The sequence below is a fragment of the Dyadobacter sp. 3J3 genome, from assembly GCF_009801115.1.
Taxonomy (GTDB): Bacteria; Bacteroidota; Bacteroidia; order Cytophagales; family Spirosomataceae; genus Dyadobacter.
Map to the genome: position 1 here is coordinate 77,801 of NZ_VTOL01000007.1, position 21,051 is coordinate 98,851.

Genomic DNA, 21,051 nt, shown 5'->3' on the forward strand with positions numbered 1-21,051 from the left:
ATATAGGACTTTAAAAAACCACTTGTAACCATGGGCAAAGAACATAGAAATACGAACGTAGAAGGTGGATCACCCGCTCGTTCTGGTCCGAAAAATCCTGATAATGATTCGGTTATACAGGAAGATGATAGTAAAAGACCATCCGGTGAATTAAAAAAGGAAGCAATTAAAGAATCGGAAAAGGAAAATATGACCAATAAAAAAGGTTATAACGAAACGGATCCGAACGTACCGGTAAAGAACAGTTAATGGTTTTGTGGTTATAATTTTAATAAAAAAATGACACCCAAAACAGGATGTCATTTTTTGTTATTATAATAAATCTATTTTCCTGATAAAGCCTCAATCGCTGCGGCCAGGTATACAAAAGGTGCATTCCAGTTAATAGCAATTTCATTGGAAGCATAAGAGCAATCGGCATCAAGGAATGATTCGTCAGCAAAATTATTGGGATAACCTGCACATTTATCCTGCTGCGCGGGATTAGGCCCGCCGGATAAAAGTCCTGGAACCGGCTCAACAATCCCGTCGGCAACGGATGGGCGATGGTGCGGATGCATGACTTGCTTTGAACCAAAACCTGTCAAAAAAGAATATCCGGTTGCATTTCTGCCAAGTATATAATCCAGATTCCCCAAGGCAGCATCCAGATATTTCTTATTTTTTGTCATCCGGTAAGCCTGTATCAATGCGATTCCCTGATTGGAGGCAACGGCGTTACTTCCCCAGGCAAAATCGCGAGCATTTTTCCCCATAACTGTATTGTAAGGCTGCGTTTCAATATCCTGGATTAAATCATCAGAAAAATCTGTGACACTTTTTTTGATCGACCGCAGATATTGCTGATCGACTGGACCAAGCGACTTTTCGTTTCGAATTATGGTGTAATAAGCCAGTGCTTTCACCTGGCTCCATGATGGAAGCGGCATAGGTTTATCAGTTTCAAACGAAATATTTTTAAGAAAAACCTCATCTTTTGTCAAAATATACATTTCACTGGCCGCCCAGATACGCTCGTCTTTTCCATCCTTATCTTCATATCCGCCTGTCACAATAGCCGGATCAAAAGTTTTATTCATTTCATTCTGATGATATTCCAGGGACGGATTTTTTTCAGCCCAGGCCCATCCTTTCAAAGCAGCCGCCTTGCAGGAATCGGAAAGTCCGGGCAACTCCTTTTCAAAATTTTTAAAAACCCTGGCCGATTGTGCCATAACCGCTACAAAATCCAGCGTAGCAATGGTGTTTTTCTGAACTACATAACGTGGATTTTTACAAGCTTCGGGCATCACCATTCCATCAAATCTGGGATTTGTCAGTTTGTGATAAACTCCTCCATCACCCGGATCCTGCATGGTCATCATCCAACGCAGATTCCATAAAACCTCATCCAGCAAATCCGGAACAGCATTAGTGCTTTCAGGAATATTAGTTTTCAGGTTTTTAAAATAAACAGGAAAATCTTCATAAACAGAGAGCAAAGTGGCCATCGTTATTCCTGAATTGACGATATATTTATTATAATCGCCTGCATCATACCAACCTTTTGGTGAACTTATAATTGTTCCTTCTGGTCTTCCGGGTGAAACGGCCGAAGGATGAATTAATATTTTATCATCAGGATGGCCTTCGGCACGAGCCCATTTCCCGGCAAATTTTTCAGGTAATGCGACGGAAGCTCTTTGATAATAATAACCGCGAATTGCTGCAATCGCTACGTTTTTATGAATTTCGTTTTTGATCTCGAATGGAGCGGAAGTTCCTGCTTTGGGCGTTTCCAAAATGTAATTCCCCGGTTTGTGAAAAGCAGAGAAATCAGCAATCCGTCCGGATTTTCCTGAATATTGACTTTTGCGGATTTCACCCAATTTTCCGGCAAAAACTACCTTTTTTGATTTGTTATCTTTTAGAACAAAATCAGTATTTAAATCTCCAGCAACAACCGCAATTTTAGGAGCATCAGGGTAAAAACCGACCTGATTCAGGCGAATATTTTCGGAAGATGATTGTCCCAATGCGCCCTTTGTCAGTAAAGAAAGGAACAGGGAATAGTAATATATATTTTTCAAAACGAATATTCTTATTTAGGTTACTGCCAAAATTTCATACTTCCTAAAACAAAGATAAAAGAACAAAATCCATACTCATTCCTCTGTGAAGTCATACATTTTATAATAAAAAAAACAGATAACCGAACGGGTCACCTGTTTCCAACTATCTTTAAAAGACTAATTTCAGCTTACTTTCTTTGGTCCTACGGAATCGTAAATAACTACTTTTTCCCATAAGTGAGCGTAGTCTTTCCGGAATTCGTCGTGTATCGGATGTGTTTGGTATAATTCTTCTTCAATAATATTTTTAAAAAAACACATCCATGAAAAAGTATAATCCCTAACAATCACAGAGCGACTTGTAGATGCCGGTTTTCCAATATTAACAAACTGGATCTGTGGCACTTTCGCAAGTTTTTTCAAACCCTCCAAAAGTTTGGCTTCATCCTGAGCATTGTTAGGATCTTTCAGATAAAAAAGAACGTGATGTATAAAAAGTTCGCTAACTCTTTCCGGCTCAGCTGCCAACGGCGAAATCGATACCAATGAGGCCAATCCGGCGTTTTGTAAAAATTTGCGTCTTGATGAATCTTTCATGATTTGGGTGTAAGTGAATTTGATTAGTAAAGAAAGTATTATCAAAAATAATCGATCAGACTTTCATATATTTTCCTGTTAGTGCTTTTATCAATTCTTCTTTGTAATCATGTATTTGTGATCCGTCAAAAGAACCTTTTAAAGTTGATATTACTACTTTTTTTGTATAATCAATCTGGCCATTTTTCTTGGCAATTTTTCGCTTTGCTCCTGATTTCATTGATTATTACATATCAGATTAAAACAAAATTTATGCTCGCGTTGAAATTTACGGATTAACTGTGAAATTGACAATAATAACTCATCAATCCGCTATCGAAACCAACTCATTAACCGTTTTCCAGTTCCTGGTTGTAGCAGTAACCTTCAATTTATTTTCAAAAAAATTATTGTTCAGTTTTGTTTTACCGTAGCCATTTGGACAAAAAAGATAAATTGCTTTTCCTTCCAATATCCATTCATCCGGTAAAAATTGCGCTGTTTCTTTTAGCTTTTCGACAAGGATATTTTCAGGAATTGCTTCCAGAAAAGTTACATGTAATTTGGTCACATCTTCATTTCTTCCTGTTAAAAACGGATTATGCTGCCGGACTTTTCTTAATTCTTTTTCTTCCAAAACAATAACTGGCACAGAGAAAGAGAAGGTTTTCTGAATCGTATCATGAATTTGTTTTTCAAGATCCTGATCATTTCCCGGTTTTGCATTGAACACGATATTTCCACTTTGAATGTATGTCCGGATATTTTCAAAAGGTAATGTCTCAAACATCGTTTTCAGGTCTGCCATTTTGATCATGTTATGCCCTGATACATTTATTCCTCGTAAAATCGCGATGTACGTTTGCATTTGCTTTTAAGAAACTGGTCAAAATCTTTTTTACATTCAATGATACAACAGAAAAGTATAATTTATCCAATCTCTCCTTATTGACATGCATTCAATTTAATCAAACTGACGATATGATTACGAAGAGAGATATTACCGTTGCAGCACTGACGATGGGACTGACGATTTCTTTTGTCATTGCCAATTCCAAAATGGCAAACCTCGATTCTTCCATATTCGACTGGAACGATATTCCGGTAAAAGAAACCAAAACAGGTTCGGTCCGTACCTTTTTCCGTTCGTCAACCGCAACGCTTGACGAACTTGAATGCCACGTAACAACCCTAAATGCCGGTGAATCTTCGCATCCGCCGCATAAACATCCTGAAGAGGAAGTTATCATCATTAAAGAAGGCACGCTGGAAGCTTTGGTGAACGGAAATATGAAACGTGTCGGCCCCGGTTCAGTGGTTTTCCAGGCTTCCAACCAAATGCATTCGATCAAAAATGTAGGTAATACACCTGCCACATATCACGTTTTCAGCTGGCATTCGCCGGGAACGATGAAAAAATAATATCGAAAAATACAGTTAGAACCGGAATCCGAAGTTAAATGCAAATTCAGCCGTAATCTGCATTCCATCGCTGTAATTTATATTACTTGTTTGCTGCTTATCAAAATAGCGAACGCCAAGGCCGCCGTTTATTCCAAGATTTATTCTTGAAGTAATTTGGAAATTGAGATAATTATTAACGATTAAGCCTAATCGAAAACTTTTAACAGGAGTTAATATTATGGTAGACTGGCCGCCATTATTATCATAAATATACTGAGAGTTTAATTTTTTAGTAAAACCAATCATCACATTGGGTCCGACAGCATAAGTAACTTTTCTTTGTCCAAACGGATAGAATTTAACACCTGGAGAAACGTAAAAATTAGTATAGTGCTTTTGGTTTGAACCGCTGTATGTGTTATAATAATACTCGCTATTGAACATGAATGATACCGGAACAACCACCCCAACATATTGATTTTCGCCTAATAATCTTTCATAACTGATACCCAAACCTGGCCCGGAATCCAGGGCTTTAAATGGAGAAAGCAAAATGATATTTTCTCCTGACTGGGAATTAGAAGGCCTTTTAATTTCGGAAGCACCTCTGGCTACGCGCTCATTAATGACGAAAATCTCACCATTCCCAAATACAATACGTTCCAGCTCAGCTTTACGAATTACAAATTTTGCACTGTTTGGTTCTGGATTGGTTTGGTATCGTATTTCCCTCACACCCACTTCCATTACTTTACCTTCGATAACGGTTCCATTCCTCTTAATCAGTTTATCCTGAGCTTGTAGAGATACTGAAAATCCGAGCAAGAGTACCAGACATAATATTGTATGTTTCATGGTCATGATTATAAAATGGCTAATATATATGCAAAGTAATCATTAATCAGTTACATCGAAAAAAAACTTAATGAACGATAAAAACCTGATCTCTGTTATCATTTGAACCTAAAAAGGTTTCTTAATACAATTCCGGCTCTGTTTATACTTAAACCTATACACATGGGCAGCTTAAAACAACCAAATGACATTTCAAGGATTAAACCTCATTGAGCCTATTACAAAGGCTCTGACAGAAGAAGGATACACAACTCCCACGCCAATTCAGGCAAAAGCGATTCCTCTAATTTTACAACATAGAGATTTGCTGGGTTGCGCACAAACAGGCACAGGAAAAACCGCAGCTTTTGCGATTCCAATGCTTCAGATATTAGAAGAAAAACCAAAAAATAAAAACGAAAAGGGCCCGATCCGCGCACTAATTCTAACCCCAACACGCGAATTAGCGATCCAGATTGGTGAAAGTTTTGCTGCTTATGGTCGCTTTACAAATATTACGCATACGGTTATTTTTGGCGGAGTAGGTCAAAAACCACAGACGGATGCTTTGAGAAGAGGTGTTGATATCTTAATCGCGACACCGGGACGTCTTTTAGACCTCATCAATCAAGGATTTGTTCATTTGAAACAACTGGAAATTTTTGTTCTGGATGAAGCAGATCGTATGCTTGACATGGGTTTTGTGCATGATGTTAAAAAGATTTTGAAACTTCTGCCTGCTAAACGCCAGTCGCTGTTTTTCTCTGCCACAATGCCTCCGGTCATTATGACTTTGGCAGACACGATCCTTTCAAACCCTGCAAAAGTGGAGGTAACACCGGTTTCTTCTACGGCTGATACGATTAAGCAATCGGTTTATTTTGTAGATAAATCAGATAAAAACAATCTGCTTTTACACATTTTGAAGGACGACAATATCGCAACTGCGCTTGTGTTCACAAGAACAAAACATGGTGCTGATAAAGTTGTGAAAGTTTTGCGTAAAGCCGGTGTAACATCAGAAGCAATTCACGGTAACAAATCTCAGAATGCGCGTCAGAATGCATTAAAGAATTTTAAAAGCCAGACTACCCGTGTTTTAGTTGCTACCGATATTGCCGCACGTGGAATTGACGTGGATGATCTTACTCACGTAATCAACTACGAAATCCCGAATATCCCCGAAACTTATGTTCACCGTATTGGCCGTACAGGACGCGCTGGTGCAAAAGGAACAGCTTTTTCTTTCTGTGATGTTGATGAAAAAGGCTTCTTGAAAGATATCCATAAACTGATTGATAAAAATATCCCGGTTACAAAAGATCATCCTTACTCGTTCGGGAGATAATTTAAGTTGAATTGTGTAATGTTCAAAAATACATATACCGATATCAGCCTTTCAGAAATGAATGAGCTTCGGAAACAACCTGATTGCGTTGTTGTTGATGTTCGTGAAACCTGGGAATTTGAAGAATTTAATGAAGGGGGAATTAATATTCCCTTAGCAGAAATCCGACAGCAGAGAAATCTGCTGTCGGATTTTCAATATATCATTGTGTTGTGCACCAATGGTGTAAGAAGTAAAGTAGCCGCTATGGATTTTTGCCGCATTCCTGAGTGGAATGACAAGAAAATTTTCCATTTGCATGGAGGGATTCTGGAAGCGGAATGATTCTTTACTTAATACAAGTACAATAGGCTCCTTGAGAGCCTTCTGTTTATAGAAAACAAATTTTAGTTTTGAAGTAGCTCCATAGGAGCCTCCTGTTTAACTTAGGAAACTCCTAACGGAGTTATAAGCCTAATTCCAACTACCATTACTATAAACAGGATGTCCCTAAGGGACAAACGAAAAAAGACCCGCAAAACTAGATCTTGACACTGCCTTCAAAAACCCGTACGGCAGGTCCTATCAAATAGATATCGTCAAATTTGGCTTCCTCTTTTGCAAAATAATCAACCTGTAAAGTTCCGCCCAAAGTTTCTACAGTAACCGGACCATTCCATCCTTCACGTAAATGTGCAGATAAAACACAGGCTGTCACACCTGTTCCGCAGGAATAAGTTTCATCTTCAACGCCACGTTCATACGTTCTTACACTGAGATGATTTTCACCAAGTAACTGAACGAAATTAACGTTTGTACCTCCCAAAGAACCAAATTTTGGACCGTAACGCACATCTTTTCCAATTTCAACTACTGCTGTTTCCTGGATATCATCCACGTAAGTTACGTAGTGAGGTGATCCAGTATTTAAAAAATCATATGCGTCGTGTCTTTCAACACCATGAACCGGTCCCATTTTAAGGTGGATAATTTCTTCGGTGGCAACACCTTCATGCGGACCATCCACTGCTATAAAAGAAGTTTCCTTTTCAAACATTCCAAGATCATGCGCAAAGCGTACCGCACACCGGCCACCATTTCCACACATACTACCCTCGCGACCATCCGCATTGAAATAAACCATACGGAAATCATATCCTTCTGCATTTTCCAGAAGAATGAGTCCGTCAGATCCTATACCGAAACGACGGTGACATAATTTTTCAATTAATTCCTGCGAAGAAGGAAAAAAGCCTGTGCGATTATCAATCATCACAAAATCATTTCCGGTACCCTGATATTTAAAAAAAGGAATTTCCATATGGCTGTTAGCGATTAGCTTATAGCTGTTAGCTAAATCGCATTTTGAAAGTTATTCTATAATTTCATTTAAATTAGGCAGAAAGCCAATCGCTAAAAGCTAATAGCCAACCGCTCCCAAAACAACAAAACCCTGCAAAGAAAAGATTCTTTTGCAGGGTTTTTAATTTCGTCCGAAGAATATATTCTTATGCCTTCGCTACTTTAAGCTCTTTAATACGAGCAGCTTTACCCTGACGACCGCGTAAGAAGAACAAACGCGCACGACGCACCTTACCACGACGAATCAATTCGATTTTCGCGATACTTGGTGAAAGGATTGGGAAAATACGTTCAACTGCAATTCCGTTAGAAATTTTACGTACAGTGAAAGTTTCTCCACTTCCGCTCAAATTACGGCGTTGCATAACCGTACCTTGAAACTGCTGAATACGTTCTTTGTTACCTTCTCTGATCTTAACGTGTACGTTGATCGTGTCACCTGCTTTGAAAACAGGATACTCGGAGGTACGATTCTCGATCGTAGCTTCTACGAGTTTAATTAATTCGCTCATGACGATGCTTTATAATGAAATTGAAATTGCAACTTGCTTCCAGCGGATGGGGTGACGCCCCTTCATTCAAAACAGCTATTGCGAAAACGAGTGCAAAGCTAAGATTAATTCTTAATATCTGAAAGCGTTAACATAATTTTATGCAGCGAAATCCATGTAATTTTGTTGGAATAATATTAGTAAACAGAGATTTATCCCAAGCAGGATTATTTCGGGCAGCTTTTTAATCCAAATATCTTTGACCTATGAAAATATTAAATGTTAAACAGATCCGGGAACTGGACGCTGCCACGATACAAAAAGAGCCGATTTCTTCATTAAATTTAATGGAACGAGCTTCGCAGGCTTTTGTTAAATGGTACGAAGAACGTTTTGACACGAAAAAATCGATTTCTGTTTTTTGCGGAAAAGGGAATAATGGTGGAGATGGATTAGCAATCTCACGCATTTTATCAGGAAAAGGATATCATGTCCGCGTTTTTGTGATCGAGTATAGCAAGGAGGCTTCGGAAGATTTCCAGCAAAATCTTGCAAACATTGAAAATCTCGTTCAGGTAAAATCTATTTACGAAATCAACGCGATGCCGGAGTTTGTGGATGATCATATTATTATTGACGCACTTTTAGGTTCAGGATTATCCCGCCCGGTTGAGGGTTTATTGAAGGAAGTAATTGAGAAAATAAACGATGCTCCCGGCCCAATTATTTCGGTTGATATTGCGAGTGGTTTGTATGTTGATAAATCGAATGAAAAACCAGATACCATTATCAAACCGGATCATACGGTAACTTTTCAATTACCAAAACTGGCTTTTATGATGCCACAAAACGCAGCATTCACTGGCGACTGGCATGTTGTAGGTATTGGCTTGAATACTGACTATATCGAAAATGCTCCAACTCCACATTATTTTACGGATCAGCATACCGGTGAAGCATTAGTAAAATCCAGAGAAAAATTTTCTCATAAAGGAACCTTCGGTCATGCACTGGTCATGGCTGGAAGTTATGGAAAAATAGGCGCCGCGGTCTTATCTTCCAGAGCTTGCGCACATGCAGGAGCTGGATTATTAACGGTGCATGTGCCAGAATGTGGGTATGAGATATTACAGATATCACTTCCGGAAGCTATGATTTCTGTTGATCAAAATCACAAATATATTACTGCTGTACCTGAACTTGATTCATTTTCGGCTATCGGAATTGGTCCGGGAATTGGACAGGAACCGCTTACGGTAAGGATGATAGACGAGCTTTTGGACAAAATAAAAGTACCACTGATTATTGACGCAGATGCACTAAACATTCTTTCCAAACATCCTGACCTATTCGATAAACTTCCGGCCAAAACAATTTTATCACCCCACCCGAAAGAATTCCAAAGATTGGCCGGAGAATCTGCCAATGACTATGATAGACTTGAATTGGCCAGAAATTTCGCCAAAAAGTATAAGGTGATTATTTGTCTGAAGGGTGCTTATACTGCTGTTGTATTAACTAACGGTGATATACATTTCAATTCAACAGGAAATGCTGGAATGGCAACCGGTGGAAGCGGGGATGTTTTAACCGGAATATTAACTTCGTTATTAGCCCAAAAATATACGCCGGAAAATGCCGCAATATTTGGAGTTTTCCAACATGGATTGGCGGGAGATAAGGCAGCAGTGAAAAAGACTAAAACGGCGATGATTGCTTCAGATATTATTGAAAATTTGGGTTGGTAGGTTTTGTTTGTAGTTTGAAAAACGTTTCTGTTTTAAACCAAAACCAGATACTTCGAACTACCCGGTTTATTACCCGTCCGACGGCAGAAAAAGCCGTCGGACGGGGTCGAGCCTCCCTACGGATGGCTTTTTCCGCCATCCGTAGGGTATTAAAACTTTCTATTATCCAAAAAGAAAAAAGCAGATATCAAAACAATTAACTCATAATTTGATAAACAGCAAAAGCTGAAACATAGGCCAGCACCATCAGATAACCTAGTTGAATCAGCGGCCATTTCCATCCATGTGTTTCGCGGTATACGACCGCGATGGTACTCATACACATCATCGCGAAAACATAAAAAATCAGCAAGGAATAACAGACGGCGGGTGTATACATGGGTCCGCCCTGGTCATTTTTTTCCTGAACAAGTCTTTCTTTGACAGTCAATACGTCTTCGGAATCTCCACTGATGCTGTAAATTGTGGCCATAGTTCCTACAAAAACTTCTCTTGCCGCGAAAGATGCCAAAAGAGCAATACCTATTTTCCAGTCGTAGCCTAAGGGACGGATAGCTGGTTCAATAAATCTACCAAAATTACCTGCATATGAGCTTTCCAAACGGGCAGATGCTATCGCCGCAGCTACTTCCTGTTCTGGTGCCTGAGGCATTGCCTTCACTACTTTTTGTTCAGCAACTTCCATGTGGTCTCCCGGGCCATAGGATGATAAAACCCAGAGAATAATTGAAATGGCAAGAATAACTTTCCCCGCTTCCAATACAAACGATTTCACACTATCATACATCATAAAACCAACATGACCCCAACGCGGCATTTTAAATGTCGGCATTTCGAGCATGAAATATCCTGGTTCTGTTCTTTTAATAAATAATGATATCAACCAGGCTGATGCTAACGCACCGATCAGACCTAGAAAATACAATCCAAATAAAACAAGTCCCTGCATATTGAAAATACCCAGGACTTTTGTGGAAGGAATAATAAGCGCGATAAGAATACTATAAATTGGAAGCCTCGCTGAACAACTCATAATCGGCGTCACCAGAATTGTCAAAAGCCGCTCGTGACGACTGCTGATACTTCTTGTCGTCATAATGGCCGGCACGGCGCAGGCCACACCGGAAATGAGGGGAACAACACTTCTTCCATTTAAACCAAAACGGCGCATTATTTTATCCATGATCACCATTACCCTGGCCATATAACCCGATTCTTCCAGCACCGAAACCAGCCCGAAAAGAATAGCAATTTGTGGAATAAATATTATTACTCCTCCAATTCCAGCCATAACTCCATCCGTCAGCAAATCATTAAGCACACCTTTGGGAAGTATTTCTTTTGTCCATGCAATGAGTAAGGCAGTATTTTCATCAAGCCAGTCCATCGGATATGAAGCCCAGGCAAAAATGGCCTGAAAGATAACCATCAGAATGACTGCAAATGTGACATACCCTAAAATCGGATGAAGAAGTATTTTATCCAGTTTCCTCGTCCAAAGCGGCTGTTCCGTCACACCTTCTGACTTTACAGCTTTATCAATAATAGGTTTGATCGTTTCATAACGGGCAATGGTTTCATCGGCCAAAAATCCCATTTCATCAAATCCATATTTTTCAATAAGCGCATCCAGTTTCGCACGGACTGGCTGGGCCAAAAATGAAAAGTTATCATGCTGACAAACATATTGCAAAGCAACGTAGTCGTTATCCAGCTGATGTAATTCTTTGACTTCCTCAATCAATGCAGGTTCGTTTCCTTTTGGGGCATAAAAATATTTCAGCTCTGGCTTTTCCGTCCTTTCAATAATCTGCCGAACGGCTTGTTGCAAATTTGGAATGCCGTCTCCTGTTCTGGCATTTATTTTAACAACAGGCACTTTAAGCTGCATTGCAAGTTGAACTGCATTTACGGTAAGCTTCATACTGGCTGCTATATCAAGCATGTTCAGTGCAAGAACCGTCGGTATGCCGAGATCACTTATTTCAGTAAAAAGAAGAAGGTTTCTTTGAAGATTAGATGCATCTGCAACTACAATGATGGCTGCGGGATAATCGGGATGTTTGGGATTTGCAAGAATGTCCATCACAACGCCTTCGTCTGCCGATTTTGGATAAACACTGTAAGTTCCTGGTAAATCCACAACAGTTACATCCAATTCCTGCTTTCCATCAGAACCAGGCAAACGAAATGTACCTGATTTTTTCTCAACTGTTACACCAGGAAAGTTTCCTGTTTTTTGCCTTAAACCTGTAAGTGCATTAAATAATGTTGATTTTCCCGCATTCGGGTTTCCTACGAGGGCAATTTTTATATTTTCTTGTTTCAATTGAAAAGCGAAATAGAACGAAAAACGAATTACTCAATTTCGATGGTTGAAGCTTCATTCAATCGTAATGATAAAGAATAACAGCCACCAACATTTATACAAATCGGATCACCCAAAGGAGCAACCGCATCCAGACGCACCACACAACCTGGCACACATCCCATTTCCAGCAATTTGAGAGACATTACACGATCCGTAAACGACCTTATAACTGCCTTCTCCCCTTTTTCAAGCTGTGAAACTGTACGAACCGACATAATACCTTATTTAGATTAAATATACGTAAGTGCAAATTAAGCATTCTCCGCCCGTAATTCAAATAGTTAGGCTTATCATTTATGTAAACAATGCTATAAATCATACAAAAACATCCCATTATTATTATTACCCCTGAGTTTTGTGTCGTACTTTTGTTGCGCGAAAGGACAAATGTCCAAAAGCAAGAGTTACGGAAAATAATCACCGCGCCGAAAGCTGACAGCCGACTGCCGATAGCATAAAGTATTGAACGAGATAAAAACCCTCATTTGGAAAGAAGTGACGCTGGAATGGCGACAAAAATACGCTTTGAGTGGTATGTTACTTTACGTGGTATCCACTGTTTTTGTTTGCTATTTAAGTTTTAACCTGCGTCGTAATCAACTCACTCCTATTGTTTGGAACACACTTTTCTGGATCATTATACTTTTTACAGCGGTGAATGCGATAGCAAAAAGTTTTTCTCAGGAACGTTATGGAAGGCTGCTTTACTATTACAGTTTGTGTAGTCCGCAGGCGATAATCATTTCTAAGATTATCTATAATTCCTTGATTATGCTATTGCTTTCCTGCATCGGATTTGGATTTTATGCATTTGTGATGGGAAATCCAGTAGGTGATATCGGTCTTTATTTTATCTGTATCCTACTTGCCTCCATCGGATTTGGTTCCGTGCTAACACTGGTAGCCGGCATTGCGTCCAAAGCTGAAAATAACGCAACATTGATGGCCGTGTTAAGTTTCCCGATCATTTTGCCCATGCTGCTGATGACAATCAAGCTGGCGAAAAATGCCATTGATGGACTTGACAGAAGCGTAAGTACAGATGAAATAATGACGCTATTATCCATTGATGCCATTGTAATCACCCTTAGTTATTTACTTTTCCCTTTTTTGTGGAGAAGCTGATAACAGATTAATTAAACATTTCACAGTACCCTATTTAAAATAGTAATGAGAAAAATTTGGTGGAAAATTCTATGCATCATAATCATATTTTATGTGATTGTTATGGGTTTCATGGGACCAGTCCCTCACCTTCCTATCCTAAATGAAACGATACGGAATACATACTTCCATGTGGCCTTATGGCTTGCTATGACTACATTATTACTTGCTGCAATGATATTTTCGGTCAAGTATTTGATGTCAGGGAAAATACAGGATGATGATGTCGCCAGTGAACTTACGAAATCAGCAATTTTCTTCGGAATTCTGGGATGTATGACTGGTTCCGCATGGGCGAATTTCAGCTGGGGCGATCCATGGCCAAATGATCCTAAACTGAATAGTGCCGCGGTTTCCCTATTAATTTACCTGGCTTATCTTTTATTGCGAAGTTCATTCGAAGACGAGCAGCGTAAAGCTCGTATTTCGGCGGTATACAATATTTTCGCTTTTGCTGTTTTCATTCCAATCATTTATATCCTTCCTCGTCTGACAGATTCTCTTCACCCGGGCAGTGGCGGTAATGCAACTTTTGGTTCTTTTGACTTTGATAACAATATCAGAAAGGTTTTTTATCCCGCAATTATTGGTTACATTTTAATGGGAATGTGGCTTGCCGAATTGAGAATACGGATAAAAGTGATCAATAGGATACGCGAGGAAGAATTAATTGTGAAGAACAATTAATAGTAGTTTTTCCGAAATTTCGAAAATAATAAACATTTCAAATCAAAAATTCGTTAAGAATTTAGTCTTACATAACACCATGAAAAGAATCTCTTTTTTCTTACTTTATCTGATGATGCTTTCAGGAAATTTGTTCGCGCAGACTTCGGACCCGAATTATGTTCCAATGGCGGACAAAATGCGTGAAGATGGAAAAATCTGGGTTGTTGTTCTTGTGGTAGCGATCGTCTTTGCTGGCATTGCAATCAACATGCTTAGAATAGATTTTAAGCTTAAAAAAATTGAAAAAGAGTTAAATATCAAGTAATAAGTATGAAAAAGATCCAGATATTCGGTCTCATCATTATAGCGGTAGCTATTGGGATTATCGTTTCAACAGCCGGTGATGCAAGTACCTATGTTGATTTTGGCAAAGCAATTGAAATGGCTGACAACGGTGATAACGAAAGTATTCACGTTGTAGGTAAGTTACAAAAAAATGCAGCCGGACAGATTCTTGATATGCAATATCATCCCGAGATCGATCCAAATTATTTCGAATTTACGTTAGTTGATAATAAAAACAAGGTCCAGAAAGTAGTGTACAGAAGTACAAAACCACAGGACTTTGACAAATCCGAACAGGTTGTAGTTGTTGGAAAAATGGAGAATGGAACGTTTGCAGCAGAAAAAATTCTGATGAAATGTCCTTCTAAATATGAGAACGGCAAAATGGAAACTACGGAAGCAACCGCATCAAAATCATGATTCATACTACCATAGGAGATGCAGGTCACCTGCTGACGATTATTGCATTTGCCTCTGCCTTACTGGCAACATTTGCTTATTTTAAAGCTGCCTTGGCTGGCACGCCGATTAACGAAGTAACCAACTGGAAGCATTATGCCAGAACCGTTTTCGTTGTTCACGTCGTGTCCGTTTTGGGAATTGTTTTTTCATTGTACTGGATTATCGGAAATCATTATTTCGAATACCATTACGCCTGGAAAAACTCCTCGCTTTCTTTGCCAACAGGTTATACCATATCCAGTTTCTGGCAGGATCAGGAAGGAAGTTTTCTTCTGTGGATTTTCTGGAATGTGATTCTGGGTTCTGTTCTGATTTTCTCAAACAGATCATGGGAAGCGCCTGTAATGACCATTTTTGCATTAGTTCAGGCATTTTTGACATCCATGATTTTGGGCGTTGTTATTCCGGGTATTGATCTGAAAATCGGTTCTACGCCTTTCCTTTTGATGAAAGAGGTAATGCCGAATCTGCCGGTTTATCAAATGGATCCTAATTTCATTGCCAAAGATGGTAATGGATTAAATCCGCTTTTACAGAATTACTGGATGGTAATTCACCCGCCAACTTTGTTCCTTGGATTTGCTACGACATTAATTCCTTTCTCGTTTGCTATCGCTGGTTTATGGACTAAAAAAATTCACGAATGGGTTCGACCGGCTTTGCCATGGGCATTATTTTCAGCGATGATTCTGGGAATAGGAATTTTGATGGGCGCTTACTGGGCTTATGAAACGCTGAACTTTGGTAGCTACTGGAACTGGGATCCGGTTGAAAACTCTTCTATCGTTCCCTGGTTGATTCTGATTGCAGCAATTCATACAATGATCATCGCAAGAAGAAATGCAACTGCGTTAAAAACTTCATTTATATTAACCATTGCAACATTTATCCTGATCCTTTATTCTACGTTTATGACGCGTAGCGGAGTTTTAGGAAATGCATCTGTTCACTCTTTTACGGATTTAGGATTATCAGGTCAGTTGCTGATTTACCTTTTGACTTTCATCGTAGTTGCTGTTGGACTATTGATTTATCGCTGGAAAATCCTTCCTTCGGATGAAGAAGAAGTATCGACTTATTCGCAGGAATTCTGGATTTTCATTGGTGCTACATTACTTTGTCTTTCAGGTTTCCAGATTTTGGCGACAACTTCGATTCCTGTGTATAATAAGATAGCAGAAGCATTTGGCGGTGTTTTAAATATGGCACTTCCCGCAGATCAGGTTGGTCATTATAATAAATTCCAGCTTTGGTTTTTCTCTCTGATTATCCTTCTAACGGGTATTGGCCAGTTTTTCTGGTGGAAACGTGTGGGTAAGGATAAATTGCAGGCTTTATACAATCCACTGCTTATCGCCCTTCTGATAAGTGCAGCAGTAATCGTTTTCCAGGGTGTTAAGGAAATCCAGTATATCGTTCTTTTAACAACTGCAATTTTTGCGATTGTTGCCAACGGAACTATACTATTCCAGATAATCAGAGGGAAATACAGTTTGTCTGGTGGAGCGGTAACGCACATTGGTGTCGCGCTGATGCTTTTGGGAATCCTGTTTTCATCTGCTTATACCAAAGTGGTTTCAATTAACAATTCGGGTTTGATGATTTCACGCAGTGCTGAATTTACCAATAACGATAACAAAGAAAATAAGGAAAATATAACTCTTTGGTTGAACAAACCGGAAAAAATGGGTGATTATATGTTAACCTGGCGCGATGTACGTGTTGAACCACGTCACATACCGGGTTATATTCCTAAAAGCTGGGTGGACATGATCGAAAATGATTACCACGCTGTTGCTTTGCGGGATATTGTCGTTAATGATAAAAAATATAATTCAAAAGGCGACACGATAGAAATCTATCCTGAGAATTTCTATTACGAAATTGAATACCGTGAACCTTCCGGACGCGTGTTTAATTTGTTCCCACGCGCTCAGATAAACCCGAGAATGGGGTTGGTTTCCTCGCCTGATATTCAGCGTGAACTGGATAAGGATTTGTATACCTACGTTTCCATGGTAACAAATCCGACAGCTGAACCTGTTTGGAGCCCTACTGAAAATTTCACGATCAGTATGCGTGACACATTTTTCGTAAATGATTACGTTGCCGTTCTGGATAATGTAGTGCGTACCGAAGAAGTGGAAGGCATGAAACTGGGCGAAGGAGATGCGGCGGTGAAAGCGGTTATCCGTGTTCTGGATAAAGATAATGAGTATGTGGTTACACCCTCTTTCGTTATCCGTGACCGCTTGGTGGCGCGTAAACCGGAAGTAAATAAAGACCTTGGATTCCGTGTCCAGTTTCAGGAAATTGATCCGGCGACAGGCAAGTTTACTTTTGCTGTGAATACAACCCAACGTGATTTCATCGTCATGAAGGCTACCGAAAAACCATTGATCAATATCTTGTGGCTTGGTACTTTCGTACTTGTTATTGGATTCATTATGGCCACTGTTCGCCGTTTCCAGGATTTCATCAAAATGAGAGATAAAGAAAATATTACAGCCAATAAAAAAACAAGCAAGGTAAAAGCAGCGACTGTTTAATTTACCTTTAACATATAACATAAAAAAAAATCCGGTTGGACGTTCCAGCCGGATTTTTTGTGCTCAGTCAAATAATTTTCAATTCTTTTTCAAGCCTTTATCAATCTTTTCATCATAAGCGCGATACTTGGATTTATAAAAAAGAACTTCGTCCTCATACACTTTAAAGCTCGTTTCAGGACATTCCTTTTTTACTTCCTCAACCTGATGCGCAGCCAGTTTTTCATCCAGTTGCCAAAAAAGACCTTGCATATAGGACTGGTAATCCTGATCCAGCGTTTTTTGAAGACTCTTTAATCCTATGACAGGTTTTTCCAAACCAGGAATCAGCTTCACCTGATCCAATTGATTTTCACTAAAACGGAAACGCTGGAATTCGTCCTTTCCATTTCTCAGTTTATCCGCTTCCCGAAAAGTATCCGTAAGCAGCTTACAAGGCTGGCCGTAAGAAAAACTGGTCGTAAGCAATCCCAAAATAATATATCGTACCTTTTTCATTTAAAAGTTATAAAATACTTTGGCGAAGAAAAACGCACCATTATTTCCCATCTGAACACTATCCCACGCGCCTCCTGATTCAGTTTTATTGGGTTTTGACATGGTAGGATAAACATTCAGAATATTACTACCGCCAATCGTAAAAGACAAATATTGATCAAATTTATAATGAACCGAAACGTCCGTCTGGATTACAGATTTGTAAACATCTACGTAATCTTTCTCAGTATAAACCTTTCCGGCTTTATCCGTTTTCCCAAAATAGTTATTGATCAGCTCCATTTTTCCAAAATAAATTGCTCTGGCCATAAAAGTCAGGTTATCCACTGTATAATCAAGTGTAAGGTTAACTTTGACAGGAGGAGCCGCCGATAATATAAAATAACGTTCTCTCCTGTTTAGGTACGATGCCTGTTTTCCTTCCAGTTTTTCACTGGTTTTTATCGTGTCAATTGCCATCGTATTATAATTCGCCCCAACCGAAACATTTAATTTCCCAACTCCAAGTTCCGCCCCATATTTAATCGTCAAATCCACACCAGCCGTTGAAGTTGTCAGAGAATTGGTAAAAAATCTCGCCTGGTCAATATTTAGTTTTTTAAGTCCCGCTCCCACTGTTCTGTCATTTTGACTAAGCGGTCCGGCTAAAATAATCCGGTTCCGTATCTGAACATAATATCCGTCGACTGAAACCGAAAAGTTTTTATCAGGAGAAAAAGTAACTCCTGCGGTAGCATTCTGGGTATTTTCAAGTTTCAGATCAGGAATTCCCAAGGCTGTCGCAGCTTCACTGCCTGACCTTGCGATAACATTTTGAGTTGGAATTTCAAGCGGCCTTGTTGTAGGATTAACCGTTGCATTACTGAAAAATTGCTGCGCCAGTGATGGTGCGTGGAATCCAATTCCATAGCTTCCATGCAGAACAAGTTCCTTTGTTATATTAAATTTCACTCCGCCTTTACCACCTACGGCACTTCCCAAATCACTATAATAATCGAATCGTCCGGCAGCACTTAACGAAAGACGAGTAGTAACCTTGGCTTCAATGTCAACATACCCAGCCGCATTATTACGTTTTTTGCTGATTTCTTCCGCCGGACTATATCCACGAAACCCTTGGGCTCCGGTTGGTTTTAAAGGATCAAAAGTAAGGTAAGAAAAAACATCGCCTGAAAAAATGTTATACCAGTCCATTCGATATTCAGCACCAAACGCAAGATTTACGCCCTTCATAATGCTTTCATAAAACTGGGATAAGTTCAGACTTGTTAAATTCTGATTGGTTTTAAAACCTCCGGCGTCCATGGAGGTTGGCGTACCCTTACCAAAGGAATCATTCAACGAATTATTCACCTTGTAATGAAATTTGTTAAATCCGTAAGTATTACTGAGATCAACATCAAACCCATTCCATTTGGTACGAACACCGACCGTAGCAGCCCTATCCTCAATATTTCGGGACACAACAGGATCAAATCCATTTGGATAAATTTTATATAAACTGTCGTTTTTTAATAACGTTCGGGAAAAGGCAAAATTCTCTGTTTGTCTGTAATTGTAACCTCCAAAACTGTAAATTTCTGTATTATGATTAATAGGTAACGCAGTGTTAAATGTAACTGAACCATTATAAACTCTTGGATCTCCAAATTGTTTTCTCAATACAGAATCCGGCTGCGTGTTCGACCGGTTTGTATGATTGATAAAATTGTAATCTGCCGTCGCATTGATAAATCCTTTTCGCCCAATTACTGCACCATAATTCAAATTTGCATTGTAATTCAAACCATCAACAAAACTTGAATCACGATTGTATTTCGCTTTTCTTATTCCAACGTTCGCATTTGCTGAAAATCCGTTTGTCGTTTCTTTTAAAACAATATTGACAACACCGGCAACCGCATCAGAACCATATTGCGCCGCGGCGCCGTCCTTTAAAATTTCAATATGATCAATAGAAGCAACTGGAATTGTATTTAAATCGGCACTGGAATTACCTCTCCCGTATGATCCGGACAAATTAATTAATGCAGACTGATGCCTTCTTTTTCCATTAACAAGCAACAACATCTGATCCGGTCCCATGCCGTGGATGGATATCTGGTCAATATTATCTGTCCCATCAGTACCAATTTGTCTGTTGGAATTTAAGGAGGATGATACAAATTGTAAAAGTTGAGTTAAGTCAAATTGACCGTTTATAGAAGCTATTTTTTTAATATCAATAATTTCTACCGTGGAGGTTAGGTCGTTTGCAGTAGTCCTGAGGTTTCTGGACCCGACAATTAAAGCAGGTTTGGTTTTACTAACACTTTTAAGAATAAAATTCTGTGTTCCAATTCCTTTAATTTCTTTTTCAATTTTATCAAAACCATCAAAATCTACAATAAGGGTTGCATTTCCATAATGAACATACATCTGATAAATACCCTGATCATCCGTTATTCCTTTTGCATTCGTACCCATTTCCTGGATTGTCACTCCGGGAATTCCTTTTCCAGCCTCATCCGTAACCAATCCGGCCACTTTGTATTTTTGTGCAAATGCCTGACTGGCAATAAGAAAGAATAAAAAAGCAAAGTAAAATTTACTCACAATCAATAATAATTAATCTGGTTGATGAAAGAACAGTTCTGTTTTGACAGCTTTCCGGATGAGAAAGAGAATCCGGGATCAAACCTAAAACTTTCACAAGTTTAACGTTTGATTCAAAATTTTAAGAATAAAATTTTAAATAAATGCTGATTGGCGGGCCTTTTCTAGACAAAACGTCAAGTTACTAAAATTAGCATAACCTTTTATACTTCGAAGGCAGGCAAAGAAGCCTCTAACTACTATCTTTACAATTAAAAATTATCATTACTCACTCCACGTTTAATCACATGTTAGCCAATTTACTAAAAACTGCCTTGGGCAGATTACGTTTTGTAGCATTCCTGGAAGGCACTTCTCTGTTGATTTTGATGGGTGTTGCCATGCCTTTAAAATATCTTGCCGGTTATCCGCAACCTGTTCGAATGGTTGGAATGGCACATGGTGTGCTTTTTATCCTGTATGTAATTTTGCTTATCCAGATTGTCTTCGAATATAACTGGGGATGGAAAAAATTTCTTCTGGCCTTCGTAGCTTCTGTTATTCCTTTTGGAACTTTCTATGCCGACCGTAAAATGTTCAGACATCCGAATTAATTATTGTTCCAC

At 39.1% G+C, this 21,051-nt stretch carries 22 protein-coding genes; 11 read left to right on the forward strand and 11 right to left on the reverse strand.

Going from position 1 to position 21,051, the window contains the following annotated elements; translation table 11 throughout:
- Positions 1-30 precede the first annotated feature (30 nt).
- On the forward strand, positions 31-249 hold the full coding sequence (locus FZF08_RS16135; protein WP_159470569.1) for a hypothetical protein: 219 nt from the start codon (positions 31-33) through the stop codon (positions 247-249).
- Positions 250-323: 74 nt separating this feature from the next.
- Here the strand turns inward: FZF08_RS16135 and FZF08_RS16140 are convergent, their stop codons facing one another.
- From FZF08_RS16140 to FZF08_RS16155, 4 genes are all read right to left on the reverse strand, one after another.
- Positions 324-2,060: a glycoside hydrolase family 9 protein gene (locus FZF08_RS16140; RefSeq protein ID WP_159471094.1), complete on the reverse strand. Its 1,737-nt coding sequence runs from the start codon at positions 2,058-2,060 to the stop codon at positions 324-326.
- A 174-nt stretch (positions 2,061-2,234) separates the two neighbouring features.
- Complete coding sequence (locus FZF08_RS16145) at positions 2,235-2,648, reverse strand: Dabb family protein (protein WP_159470571.1); 414 nt, start codon at positions 2,646-2,648, stop codon at positions 2,235-2,237.
- Positions 2,649-2,703: 55 nt separating this feature from the next.
- Entirely contained in the window at positions 2,704-2,868 is a 165-nt protein-coding gene (locus FZF08_RS16150; protein ID WP_159470573.1) for a hypothetical protein, read from the reverse strand.
- A gap of 84 nt (positions 2,869-2,952) precedes the next feature.
- Positions 2,953-3,495 carry a DUF1697 domain-containing protein gene (locus FZF08_RS16155; RefSeq protein ID WP_159470575.1) on the reverse strand — a complete coding sequence of 181 codons (543 nt, stop codon included), beginning with the start codon at positions 3,493-3,495 and terminating at the stop codon, positions 2,953-2,955.
- Between the two features lie 113 nt (positions 3,496-3,608).
- Between FZF08_RS16155 and FZF08_RS16160 the strand changes: the two genes are divergently transcribed.
- Complete coding sequence (locus tag FZF08_RS16160; RefSeq protein WP_159470577.1) at positions 3,609-4,049, forward strand: cupin domain-containing protein; 441 nt, start codon at positions 3,609-3,611, stop codon at positions 4,047-4,049.
- 15 nt (positions 4,050-4,064) lie between these two features.
- On the opposite strand, the gene FZF08_RS16165 is transcribed toward FZF08_RS16160, so the two are convergent.
- Positions 4,065-4,886 (reverse strand): hypothetical protein, encoded by an 822-nt coding sequence (locus tag FZF08_RS16165; RefSeq protein ID WP_159470579.1) that lies wholly within the window; start codon positions 4,884-4,886, stop codon positions 4,065-4,067.
- Between the two features lie 184 nt (positions 4,887-5,070).
- Here FZF08_RS16165 and FZF08_RS16170 point away from each other — a divergent pair, with 184 nt between their 5' ends.
- Positions 5,071-6,213 carry a DEAD/DEAH box helicase gene (locus FZF08_RS16170; protein ID WP_159470581.1) on the forward strand — a complete coding sequence of 381 codons (1,143 nt, stop codon included), beginning with the start codon at positions 5,071-5,073 and terminating at the stop codon, positions 6,211-6,213.
- Positions 6,214-6,231: 18 nt separating this feature from the next.
- Positions 6,232-6,537, forward strand: a complete 306-nt coding sequence (locus tag FZF08_RS16175; RefSeq protein WP_159470583.1) for a rhodanese-like domain-containing protein — start codon at positions 6,232-6,234, stop codon at positions 6,535-6,537.
- Positions 6,538-6,733: 196 nt separating this feature from the next.
- Here the strand turns inward: FZF08_RS16175 and dapF are convergent, their stop codons facing one another.
- Entirely contained in the window at positions 6,734-7,513 is a 780-nt protein-coding gene (dapF, locus tag FZF08_RS16180) for a diaminopimelate epimerase (protein WP_159470585.1), read from the reverse strand.
- Positions 7,514-7,700: 187 nt separating this feature from the next.
- Positions 7,701-8,066 (reverse strand): 50S ribosomal protein L19, encoded by a 366-nt coding sequence (gene rplS, locus FZF08_RS16185; RefSeq protein WP_137340618.1) that lies wholly within the window; start codon positions 8,064-8,066, stop codon positions 7,701-7,703.
- 245 nt (positions 8,067-8,311) lie between these two features.
- On the opposite strand from rplS, the gene FZF08_RS16190 reads away from it, so the two are divergent.
- Positions 8,312-9,793, forward strand: coding sequence for an NAD(P)H-hydrate dehydratase (locus FZF08_RS16190; RefSeq protein WP_159470587.1), 1,482 nt, complete (start codon positions 8,312-8,314; stop codon positions 9,791-9,793).
- A 196-nt stretch (positions 9,794-9,989) separates the two neighbouring features.
- Here FZF08_RS16190 and feoB read toward each other — a convergent pair whose 3' ends face one another.
- Both feoB and FZF08_RS16200 read right to left on the reverse strand, forming a co-directional pair.
- On the reverse strand, positions 9,990-12,122 hold the full coding sequence (gene feoB, locus FZF08_RS16195) for a ferrous iron transport protein B (protein ID WP_159470589.1): 2,133 nt from the start codon (positions 12,120-12,122) through the stop codon (positions 9,990-9,992).
- Positions 12,123-12,151: 29 nt separating this feature from the next.
- Positions 12,152-12,379 (reverse strand): FeoA family protein, encoded by a 228-nt coding sequence (locus FZF08_RS16200; RefSeq protein WP_159470591.1) that lies wholly within the window; start codon positions 12,377-12,379, stop codon positions 12,152-12,154.
- A gap of 247 nt (positions 12,380-12,626) precedes the next feature.
- Between FZF08_RS16200 and FZF08_RS16205 the strand changes: the two genes are divergently transcribed.
- The 5 genes from FZF08_RS16205 (at position 12,627) to ccsA (FZF08_RS16225) (ending at position 17,353) form a co-directional block, all read left to right on the forward strand.
- Complete coding sequence (locus tag FZF08_RS16205; RefSeq protein ID WP_159470593.1) at positions 12,627-13,289, forward strand: heme exporter protein CcmB; 663 nt, start codon at positions 12,627-12,629, stop codon at positions 13,287-13,289.
- 45 nt (positions 13,290-13,334) lie between these two features.
- Positions 13,335-14,015 carry a cytochrome c biogenesis protein CcsA gene (ccsA, locus tag FZF08_RS16210; protein ID WP_159470595.1) on the forward strand — a complete coding sequence of 227 codons (681 nt, stop codon included), beginning with the start codon at positions 13,335-13,337 and terminating at the stop codon, positions 14,013-14,015.
- A 79-nt stretch (positions 14,016-14,094) separates the two neighbouring features.
- Positions 14,095-14,322: a CcmD family protein gene (locus tag FZF08_RS16215; RefSeq protein WP_159470598.1), complete on the forward strand. Its 228-nt coding sequence runs from the start codon at positions 14,095-14,097 to the stop codon at positions 14,320-14,322.
- 5 nt (positions 14,323-14,327) lie between these two features.
- A complete protein-coding gene (locus FZF08_RS16220; protein WP_159470600.1) occupies positions 14,328-14,762 on the forward strand; it encodes a cytochrome c maturation protein CcmE in 435 nt (144 codons plus the stop codon).
- Positions 14,759-17,353, forward strand: coding sequence for a cytochrome c biogenesis protein CcsA (ccsA, locus tag FZF08_RS16225; protein ID WP_159470603.1), 2,595 nt, complete (start codon positions 14,759-14,761; stop codon positions 17,351-17,353). The genes FZF08_RS16220 and ccsA (FZF08_RS16225) overlap by 4 nt, the downstream gene beginning before the upstream one ends.
- Before the next feature lie 78 nt (positions 17,354-17,431).
- Here the strand turns inward: ccsA (FZF08_RS16225) and FZF08_RS16230 are convergent, their stop codons facing one another.
- Together FZF08_RS16230 and FZF08_RS16235 are read right to left on the reverse strand one after the other, a co-directional pair.
- Positions 17,432-17,851, reverse strand: a complete 420-nt coding sequence (locus FZF08_RS16230; RefSeq protein ID WP_159470605.1) for a hypothetical protein — start codon at positions 17,849-17,851, stop codon at positions 17,432-17,434.
- Positions 17,852-20,446 (reverse strand): TonB-dependent receptor domain-containing protein, encoded by a 2,595-nt coding sequence (locus FZF08_RS16235; protein WP_159470607.1) that lies wholly within the window; start codon positions 20,444-20,446, stop codon positions 17,852-17,854.
- 287 nt (positions 20,447-20,733) lie between these two features.
- Between FZF08_RS16235 and FZF08_RS16240 the strand changes: the two genes are divergently transcribed.
- Positions 20,734-21,039, forward strand: coding sequence for a DUF3817 domain-containing protein (locus FZF08_RS16240; protein ID WP_159470609.1), 306 nt, complete (start codon positions 20,734-20,736; stop codon positions 21,037-21,039).
- Positions 21,040-21,051 lie beyond the last annotated feature (12 nt).

What these genes read in the sequence shown, in the direction of transcription:
- FZF08_RS16215 (WP_159470598.1), top strand. Translation starts at nt 14,095, where the DNA reads ATGAAAAGAATCTCTTTTTTCTTACTTTATCTGATGATGCTTTCAGGA.
- FZF08_RS16165 (WP_159470579.1), bottom strand. Translation starts at nt 4,886, where the DNA reads ATGAAACATACAATATTATGTCTGGTACTCTTGCTCGGATTTTCAGTA.
- FZF08_RS16135 (WP_159470569.1), top strand. Translation starts at nt 31, where the DNA reads ATGGGCAAAGAACATAGAAATACGAACGTAGAAGGTGGATCACCCGCT.
- FZF08_RS16145 (WP_159470571.1), bottom strand. Translation starts at nt 2,648, where the DNA reads ATGAAAGATTCATCAAGACGCAAATTTTTACAAAACGCCGGATTGGCC.
- FZF08_RS16175 (WP_159470583.1), top strand. Translation starts at nt 6,232, where the DNA reads ATGTTCAAAAATACATATACCGATATCAGCCTTTCAGAAATGAATGAG.
- FZF08_RS16200 (WP_159470591.1), bottom strand. Translation starts at nt 12,379, where the DNA reads ATGTCGGTTCGTACAGTTTCACAGCTTGAAAAAGGGGAGAAGGCAGTT.
- FZF08_RS16230 (WP_159470605.1), bottom strand. Translation starts at nt 17,851, where the DNA reads ATGAAAAAGGTACGATATATTATTTTGGGATTGCTTACGACCAGTTTT.
- FZF08_RS16170 (WP_159470581.1), top strand. Translation starts at nt 5,071, where the DNA reads ATGACATTTCAAGGATTAAACCTCATTGAGCCTATTACAAAGGCTCTG.
- FZF08_RS16160 (WP_159470577.1), top strand. Translation starts at nt 3,609, where the DNA reads ATGATTACGAAGAGAGATATTACCGTTGCAGCACTGACGATGGGACTG.
- FZF08_RS16240 (WP_159470609.1), top strand. Translation starts at nt 20,734, where the DNA reads ATGTTAGCCAATTTACTAAAAACTGCCTTGGGCAGATTACGTTTTGTA.
- FZF08_RS16155 (WP_159470575.1), bottom strand. Translation starts at nt 3,495, where the DNA reads ATGCAAACGTACATCGCGATTTTACGAGGAATAAATGTATCAGGGCAT.
- ccsA (WP_159470595.1), top strand. Translation starts at nt 13,335, where the DNA reads ATGAGAAAAATTTGGTGGAAAATTCTATGCATCATAATCATATTTTAT.
- dapF (WP_159470585.1), bottom strand. Translation starts at nt 7,513, where the DNA reads ATGGAAATTCCTTTTTTTAAATATCAGGGTACCGGAAATGATTTTGTG.
- rplS (WP_137340618.1), bottom strand. Translation starts at nt 8,066, where the DNA reads ATGAGCGAATTAATTAAACTCGTAGAAGCTACGATCGAGAATCGTACC.
- FZF08_RS16190 (WP_159470587.1), top strand. Translation starts at nt 8,312, where the DNA reads ATGAAAATATTAAATGTTAAACAGATCCGGGAACTGGACGCTGCCACG.
- ccsA (WP_159470603.1), top strand. Translation starts at nt 14,759, where the DNA reads ATGATTCATACTACCATAGGAGATGCAGGTCACCTGCTGACGATTATT.
- FZF08_RS16150 (WP_159470573.1), bottom strand. Translation starts at nt 2,868, where the DNA reads ATGAAATCAGGAGCAAAGCGAAAAATTGCCAAGAAAAATGGCCAGATT.
- FZF08_RS16220 (WP_159470600.1), top strand. Translation starts at nt 14,328, where the DNA reads ATGAAAAAGATCCAGATATTCGGTCTCATCATTATAGCGGTAGCTATT.